At 47.2% G+C, this 8,377-nt stretch carries 5 protein-coding genes; 4 read left to right on the top strand and 1 reads right to left on the bottom strand.

The genetic code is table 11. The features are described from left to right. Window positions 1–221: 221 nt before the first annotated feature. From NIES593_RS15940 to NIES593_RS15930, 3 genes are all read left to right on the top strand, one after another. Window positions 222–1,418, top strand: coding sequence for a DNA double-strand break repair nuclease NurA (locus NIES593_RS15940; RefSeq protein ID WP_073600515.1), 1,197 nt, complete (start codon window positions 222–224; stop codon window positions 1,416–1,418). A gap of 107 nt (window positions 1,419–1,525) precedes the next feature. After that, a complete protein-coding gene (gene gatA / locus NIES593_RS15935; protein WP_073600514.1) occupies window positions 1,526–2,971 on the top strand; it encodes an Asp-tRNA(Asn)/Glu-tRNA(Gln) amidotransferase subunit GatA in 1,446 nt (481 codons plus the stop codon). A 225-nt stretch (window positions 2,972–3,196) separates the two neighbouring features. Then, window positions 3,197–4,099 (top strand): alpha/beta hydrolase, encoded by a 903-nt coding sequence (locus tag NIES593_RS15930; protein WP_083602467.1) that lies wholly within the window; start codon window positions 3,197–3,199, stop codon window positions 4,097–4,099. Between the two features lie 209 nt (window positions 4,100–4,308). Here NIES593_RS15930 and NIES593_RS15925 read toward each other — a convergent pair whose 3' ends face one another. Then, window positions 4,309–4,500, bottom strand: coding sequence for a hypothetical protein (locus NIES593_RS15925; RefSeq protein WP_073600513.1), 192 nt, complete (start codon window positions 4,498–4,500; stop codon window positions 4,309–4,311). A 70-nt stretch (window positions 4,501–4,570) separates the two neighbouring features. On the opposite strand from NIES593_RS15925, the gene NIES593_RS15920 reads away from it, so the two are divergent. Beyond that, a complete protein-coding gene (locus NIES593_RS15920; RefSeq protein WP_083602466.1) occupies window positions 4,571–8,347 on the top strand; it encodes a HEAT repeat domain-containing protein in 3,777 nt (1,258 codons plus the stop codon). Window positions 8,348–8,377: the final 30 nt, after the last annotated feature.

The following is an 8,377-nucleotide window of genomic DNA, read 5'->3' as shown; positions in this document are numbered from 1 at the left end:
TTTGGAGAGCCAGTCGTCCCCCGATTCTTCGGTTTAGACTGAACGAATCGCACTTGATTCCGGCGTTGATATCTCGGTCTGCAAAGTTAACCTATCTGTTGGATCTATCTGTACCGAGAACTGCACATAGTAGCCTAGCCATCAGCACGACGGACAATCCTCACTCGCTTGATTTGTTCAATGGAATAAAATAGATTAAGCCTGTTATAGCAGTGCGTCAAATGCTCGATCTCGCCAAACTTGCCGGACAAATTCCAGGAATTAGCCAACACTTTAAAAAAGAAGTCGCTGCAAGTCGCCAACGATTGGAACGCGCCCAGGTATTATTACTAGAAACGCAGGCAAAACAAGAGAAATTAATCGAACTGCACCAAAAATGGCGCGATCGCTTGATTTTCTCCGTCGCGATTCCCATCGAACCATTCGACACTCGCATTACCATCATCCCTCCCCCCGACCGTTACAGCGTCTTTGCTACCGATGGTTCGCAAATAGCCCCCTCTCATCACGAAATCGCCTATTGCTATTTAATCAATGTCGGTCGGGTCATGCTGCACTACGGGCAAAACTTGCATCCGCTAATCGATAGCGTTCCAGAAGTGTATTACAAACCCGAAGACCTCTACGTCTCCAAACAATGGGGAATTCGTACCGAAGAATGGATGGGATATCGGCGTGCGGTTTTAGAGACGCAAATGCTAGCAGAAATTGCTTGTCGCTGGGTAAACCCGCCAGGGGCGCATTACGATCCCAACCTCGCTTTAGTTGACGGGTCTTTGATTTACTGGTTTTTAGACGGGCTGCCCTTGGAGGCGCGCGATCGCATTTTATTACCTATCCTAGAAGCATGGGAACAGTTGCGAGAAACGAAAATTCCCTTAATAGGCTATCTCAGTGCTTCCCGCAGTACTGAAGCCGTTAACTTTCTACGCCTGCAAGCTTGCCCGCACGAGAGTCCCAACTGCCTTGCCAACTGTAGCGATCTCGAAGAAGATCGCACGCCTTGTCAAATTATCGATCCCCTGCGCGATGCGACCCTGTGGGCATATATACTAGAACCCGGACAGCGAGGTCCCCTGTGGCGCAGTTCCTTAAGAATTCTCGATTTGTATGGCGACTCGCTGAGGGTGTATTTTTGCTATGTCAACGTCGGAACGGAAATTGCTCGCATTGAAGTTCCTGCCTGGGTTGCAGAAGACTCGGAACTGTTCGATCGATCGCTGGGGATTATGCTAGCGCAGGTGAGCAAGGGATATGGCTATCCGATTTCCTTAGCAGAGGCGCACAATCAAGCAGTAGTTAGAGGCGGCGATCGCGCCCGTTTTTTTGCTTTACTCGAACAACAGATGATTCGGGCGGGGATGAAGAATGTAGGAGTCTCTTATAAGGAAACTCGCAAGCGAGGCAGTATTGCGTGACATCCTCGATCGAGTTAAATTTTCTCGAAAACCTGCCGCTGTTTGCTACAGTGACATAGGCGTAGTCTTTTTCTACGATTTTCTATTGACGTTTCAACGATACGCTCATGGCATCCATCCGCGAATTACATCAACAATTAGTCAAAAAAGAACGCTCGGCAACAGAAATTACAACTGAAGTCCTAGAACGCATTGAAGTACTAGAACCCAAATTACACAGTTTTTTGAGAGTTACTGCCGAGCAAGCCCTGGAAACCGCTAAGAAAGTGGATGCTAAAATTGCGGCAGGAGAAGAAATCGGACTGCTCGAAGGAATTCCTGTCGGCATCAAAGACAACATGTGTACCCAAGGAATTCCCACAACCTGCGCCTCGCGGATCTTAGAGAATTTTATTCCTCCCTATGAGTCTACCGTCACTCAAAAATTAAAAGACGCCGGGGCAGTCATGGTGGGAAAAACCAATCTCGATGAATTTGCTATGGGAGGTTCCACCGAAAACTCCGCCTATTATAGAACAGCCAACCCGTGGGATCTAGAGCGGGTTCCAGGGGGATCTTCCGGCGGTTCTGCCGCAGCCGTAGCCGCCGAAGAATGCGTCGTAGCCTTGGGTTCCGATACCGGAGGATCGATTCGTCAACCCGCTTCTCTGTGCGGGGTCGTAGGATTGAAACCCACTTACGGTTTGGTTTCGCGCTTTGGGTTAGTCGCTTTTGCGTCTTCGTTGGATCAAATCGGTCCTTTTGCCAGAACCGTAGAGGATGCCGCAATTTTACTCGGCGCGATCGCGGGGTACGATCCAAAAGATTCTACTAGCCTCAAGGTAGAAATCCCTAACTATACTCAATTCCTCAAACCAGACTTGTCTGGCTTAAAAATCGGGGTGATTCAAGAAACTTTTGGAGAAGGATTGGATCCGACTGTTGCAGAGACGGTCAACAACGCAATAGAACAACTCAAAACACTAGGAGCAGAGATTGTTGAGGTTTCCTGTCCTCGATTCCGCTACGGCGTTTCTGCTTACTATATCATTGCTCCCTCAGAAGCTTCGGCAAATCTAGCGCGTTACGATGCGGTCAGATATGGCATTCGAGAAAATAGCGATACGCTGCTATCAATGTATACAAAAACCCGCGCTATTGGTTTTGGGAAAGAAGTTAAGCGACGGATTATGTTGGGAACTTATGCACTCTCTGCGGGATACTATGATGCCTATTATCTGAAAGCGCAAAAAGTTCGCACTCTGATTAAACAAGACTTTGAGACGGCTTTTGAACGAGTAGACGTGTTAATTTGTCCCACCTCGCCAACGACTGCTTTCAAAGCTGGAGAGAAAACAGAAGATCCCCTGAGCATGTATTTATTGGACTTGATGACCATTCCGGTGAATTTGGCAGGTTTGCCGGGAATGAGCGTGCCTTGTGGATTCGACGCACAGGGATTGCCGATTGGCATGCAGTTAATCGGTAATGTTCTGCGAGAAGATTTGCTCTTTCAAGTTGCCTATGCTTACGAGCAATCCACCGATTGGCACACCAGAAAACCACCACTTTAACGGTTATTAGTGATTCGATGAAAGGATTGTAAAAGCGTCTTCTGCCTTCTGCCTTCACTTCCTCTGTTTTTCTTGGGCGCGATCGCCTAACTTTGCCAAAAACGTTACATTTTGTCGTTAAGATTACGTGAAGATAGGATCGGAAAAATGGAGGAACTCAAAGCTCGAAGCTTCTGACTCCTGAAAAGAGTAGACTGTTTTTAACCAATTTAGACGAAAGTGATTATGCAGTCGTGGCAAATTGTTCACTCTCCTTGGATGCAACTGTTATCAGGCGTTGTCGGTGTAGGTGCGCTCGTCTACTTTCTCTTTTGCATTGCTTTGACGCTGTGGCAAAATCGACTCATTTTTTTCCCCTCAACCATTATCAAAAACTCTCCTGGCGACTTTGGTTTAGCCTTTGAAGAGGTATGGATGCCCGTGTTGACTTGGAAGGGAAAAGTAGAACGCCTTCATGGATGGTGGATACCTTCTCTCAACCCTAAAGCAGATGTTCTTCTCTATCTACATGGAAATGGAGGCAATATCAGCGCTAATCTCGGACATGCCCGACGCTTTCACCAATTAGGATTTTCCGTACTGCTGATTGACTATCGAGGATACGGTCGCAGCAAAGGCAAATTTCCTACAGAAGCAGAAGTGTATCGAGATGCTCAAGCGGCATGGGATTATCTGGTGCGGCAGCGGGAAATTAACCCTCGCGATATCTTTATCTACGGACATTCCCTAGGAGGAGCGATCGCGATCGATTTAGCGGTGCGACGACCTCAAGCGGCTGGTTTAATTATAGAGAATACTTTTACTTCTATGGGCGAACAACTCGCCCGTCAAGGAGTTTTTCAACTTTTTCCTGTCAAATGGCTCCTGACTCAACGCTTTGACTCCCTGAGCAAACTAAAATTATTGCGGGTGCCGTTACTGCTGATTCATGGCGCGAGCGATCGCACCGTTCCTGTTCAAATGGGTCAAAACTTATATGAAGCTGCTAGCGCTCCCAAACAGCTTTTACTCGTTCCCCATGCGGGACACAATAATGTTGCTGCTGTCAGTGAAGAAGAATACCTTCGCGCCGTAAGTGAGTTTTATCAAGGAGTGCGTCGCACTCAGCTTCAGCTAGCCAAAGGCTGATTCTAATTCTACATCTAATATCTCTTTGCTTAGTTCTCTTGAGAGGACTTTAGCTATTAGTCAGGAACTTCAGTTTCTGACTAACTTGGAGTGAGATGACATAATGACATGAAAAAGAAATCGCCCGACAAATGATAGCAGGGACACAGATATTACGACATAAATAATGATATATCTATATATCTATAGATAGATTATAGATAGATCTTTTACAGGTCGTCGGGCATGACCCATTTAGGAGGCTCCGTTAGTTTTTTCAAACGAGCCGCTTCTGCCATTTCCAGCATTTTGTCCAAAGAAGTCTCGTTAATAAACTTAGAGGCTTCTGCTGCGTATTCCTTGTTGGGACACTGGTCGCCCAAAATACATCCATTAATACAATCCTTGGCACAATCAACCATTATTTCACCTTCGAGACCTACGATACAATTCCATTGTATTTGGGTACATTAAGATTGCAGGTCTTCTCGAATGCAGAGAAAACTGCCATGGCACTTATGCAATCGGTTTGAGAAAGCTTACATGAAGTCTGAAAAGTGCTTATCAACAAAGGCAAAAGAATCTTTTTCTCGGAAAAAATCTGCAATCGACTGGCATAAAGTTTGCCGTGTTATGCTCGATCGCTCTCTCCCAAGCAATCCTTTAACAACCCAACCCGACGGTTTAGAGCGCGCAGAAGAAGATAACCTTAATATATCACTGGGATTGGTCGAGCAGCGTCAACACCACGGTAGCCAAATTTTATCAGACGCAGAAGAACTCTCTTATCCTTCCCAGGAAGAACAAATCGCGCAAACTTTTCCACAAGAACAGTTTTTAACTCGGATTCTGCAACAGAGAAAAAGCCCTAGCCAAGGTTGCCGGATCGCGATCGTCGGCGAGTCCGGCACGGGAAAAACTTTCTTCCTGCAAAAAATCGCCAGTTGGGTATTGGAGAAAACAGAAGATGTTCCCATTTGGATTACTTCATCGCAGCTTGGGACGAATCTTTTCGATCAATATTTACGACAAAAATGGCTGCCTCAAGCCGCCAATAGTCCGGATCTGCCACCGATAGAATGGCAAGAAGCCTTTGAGGAATTACTCGATAGCGGTCGGGTGTGGCTGTTAATTGATGGCGTAGACGAACGATTGCTTAGACTATTGACAGTCGCTCAACAAATTCGCAGCTGGACGGATAAGGTACGGATCGTTTTAACCTGCCGTACCCATATTTGGGAAGACAATAAAAACTTACTCTCTGCATTCGATACCTATCAAACCCTAGAGCTAACCTATCCAGAACAGGTGAGAGAATTTATTGTCAAATGGTTTAATCCCAACCATTTGGCTAGCGATAAAAAAGTACAAGGCGAAGACTTAGGAGAAAAATTATTTCAAATCCTGAATCGACCCGAAAAAGTACAGATTCGCCAAATTATTAAGAATCCTTTGCGTTTGGCTTTGTTGTGTCGCCTATGGCAGAAGCAACCGCAAGACTTGCCCGATACGCGATCGCAACTGTACCAGAAACTCATTCCAGAATTTTATCAGTGGAAAGCCGAAGCGACTCCAACTAATGCAGCTCAGCAGCAAGAGTTAAATGCCGCCTTGGGGAAGCTAGCCCTGCTGTCGATGCAACAAGCCAAATCCTTTCCTTACAACATTTCTCACCGCCTCGTTGCCGAAACTCTCGGAGAAGATACGCCATTGTTTCGGCTGGCAATTCGATTGGGGTGGCTGCAATCGGTAGGAGTTTTCACAGAAAATCCACAGGAGAAATACTATGCATTTTTCGATCCGACTTTTCAAGAATATTTTGCCGCCCGCACAATAGAAGATTGGCACTTCTTTTTAAAAGACAAACTAGAAAAAGAAAACCCCCTAGATTCTCCCCACGATGGCTATCGCATCTTCGATCCCCATTGGAAACCAACGATTTTATTGTGGCTGGGACGCGAAGATATCGCGAAACAGGCTAAAGAAGACTTTATTAAAGCCTTAATCGAGTTTGACGACGGCTGCGGTTGTGAAAACTTTTATGGCAAACGAGCCTATTTTCTAGCGGCAGCAGGATTGTCAGAGTTTGGCGAATGCAGTCAAGCCGATAAAATTGTCGCGCAGCTTGTCGAGTGGGGATTGGCAGAACTCGATCGCCAGTCTCGGTTGCCAAGGGCACTGAATCATCCCTTCGCTGCCGCAGCTAGAGCCGCGCTAGCCGCAACCGATCCCAGAAAAACGATCGCGCTGCTGGTAAAATTAATTGAAACGACAGACAACGAGCGGGTTCAAAGCTTTGCTTTTAGAAGTTTAGAACAAATTGGCAAAGACAATTTAGAAGCGATCGCAGCGCTCCAACAAATTCTCGATACGACGAAATTAGCATCCATCCGCTGGCAAGCCGCAGAATGTTTGGGGAAAATAGAACCCGGCAATCAAAAAGCGATCGCAACTTTAGCCCAATTGCTCGACTCCAATACTCCCGAAGAGATTCAGCAAATTGCCTTCGATCGCTTAGAAAAAATTGGCGCAGGCAACCAAAAAGCGATCGCAACTTTAATTAACTTGCTTCGCACTGCCACCTCCAGCGCGACTCAACGAAGGGCATTTGAGTGTCTGGCTATCATCGGTCGCGGCAATCGGACGGCGATCGCGACGTTAGTCCAACTCATTCGCACCAACGAGGATGAAGGAGTACGCCGTCAGGCAGCAGAAACCCTAGAAAAAATCGATCCGGGCAACCCAACTGCGATCGCCGTTCTCGTTCAACTGTTGCAGTCGGCACAACAAAGAGAGGTTTGCCAACAAGCCGTCTACAGCTTGGGAGAAATCGATCCGGGCAATCTTGAGGCAATTGCTGCCCTAGTACAACTGCTCGAAACCTCGGACGATGTTTACATGCGTTGGCTCGCCGTCAGCAGTCTCGGCAAAATCGCCATCGGCAATCAAGAGGCAATCGACGCGCTCGTCAAAATTATCAAATCGCCAGAACAAGGCTTGTTGCATAAAGAAGCCATCGACAGTCTAGAAAAAATTCACCCCAATCATCCAGTAGCCTTCGCGGCTTTAGTGAGATTGATGCAGTATGCGGATGATGAATCCACCCGTCGAGAAGCCGCAGAAAGCTTGGGCAAAATCGATCCAGCTAATGCCGAAGCGATCGCCGCTCTGCAAGAGCTGCTCCGCACTAGCTATGACGAATTCACTTGCCGACAAGCCGCCTATAGCTTAGGAAAAATCGATCCGGGCAATCTTGAGGCAACTAAGGCGCTGGTTAAATTAATTCAATTGAGTCGAGATAAAGATGTCCGCAGCCTCGCCGCAGAAAGCCTAGGCGAAATTGGCAGCCACAATCCCGCCGCGATCGCAACGTTAATCCGCTTGATTCAGTCGGCGCGAGATAAAGATACCCTCAGACAAGCGGCTAAGAGTTTGGCAAAAGTGGGCGCGGGCAATCGAGAGGCGATTTCCGTTTTGCTGGGATTGCTTCAATCTAGCGATGACGAAACCATCCGCACACATATCGCAGATAGCCTAATTCATCTGCTCCAAGACAGACAGATGATGCTCGTCGTCTCGACCCTCAGAGATGGCTTCCTCTACAAGAGTGCAACGCCCGATCTGGCTTCCTATAAAGTCATGTGGCATTGCGCCCAGCGATTGCCCTACCCTGAGTTCTATCAAGCCTGGTATTTTCGCCCCCTACCCGTCCAGCCAGAAATTGACGAAGCGCCAGAAACTCAAGCGCTCTCCTTTGCAGGAGAGATTGCCTCAAGCGGGATGCCTCAAGCAGACAGCGCCAACGCGATCGACTTATTCTCTCGCTTGCAGCAAGCGATTGCTCATGATACCGACTTAGGTAAGCCCATTCATCTCGTTGGCATCGACAGCAGCCAATTTATCGATCCAGACAATCCGCTCGTGGATATCTACGATCGCATGCTGGCACAAAACTGTCCCAAGTTCGAGTATGGCGTACCAGACACGATGGCAAAACTGAGGCTTTACTGGAACATGCTCAGGCGCAATTATCCCGACAAGACGTTTGTGCTGGTTTTTGACGAAAATCGAACTGAGTCGGAAAGGCAAGGATTTTCTCCGCTCTTTTTAGAGACGCTCAGTAAGTTTGAAGGACCCATTTGCGTCGTCACCGACCAACCCGTTGTTAAACTCCAACAATTCTCTCCCAACGATCCTCAGTTAGTTCGCGCGATCGCCGATTGGATAGCAGTACAAAGCCAAGACAGATCTGCTAATGAGATATCGTAGAAATAGCTGTCAATTTCGATCTGAAAATCA

The sequence above is a fragment of the Hydrococcus rivularis NIES-593 genome, from assembly GCF_001904635.1.
In the GTDB taxonomy this organism is placed as follows: domain Bacteria; phylum Cyanobacteriota; class Cyanobacteriia; order Cyanobacteriales; family Microcystaceae; genus Hydrococcus; species Hydrococcus rivularis.
The sequence above is the reverse complement of the archived record's forward strand: the minus strand, read 5'-3'. Positions and strand labels throughout refer to the sequence as shown.

Excerpts from the sequence above, each read along its gene's own strand:
- gatA (WP_073600514.1), top strand. The coding sequence starts at position 1,526 with ATGGCATCCATCCGCGAATTACATCAACAATTAGTCAAAAAAGAACGC.
- NIES593_RS15920 (WP_083602466.1), top strand. The coding sequence starts at position 4,571 with ATGCAGAGAAAACTGCCATGGCACTTATGCAATCGGTTTGAGAAAGCT.
- NIES593_RS15925 (WP_073600513.1), bottom strand. The coding sequence starts at position 4,500 with ATGGTTGATTGTGCCAAGGATTGTATTAATGGATGTATTTTGGGCGAC.
- NIES593_RS15940 (WP_073600515.1), top strand. The coding sequence starts at position 222 with ATGCTCGATCTCGCCAAACTTGCCGGACAAATTCCAGGAATTAGCCAA.
- NIES593_RS15930 (WP_083602467.1), top strand. The coding sequence starts at position 3,197 with ATGCAGTCGTGGCAAATTGTTCACTCTCCTTGGATGCAACTGTTATCA.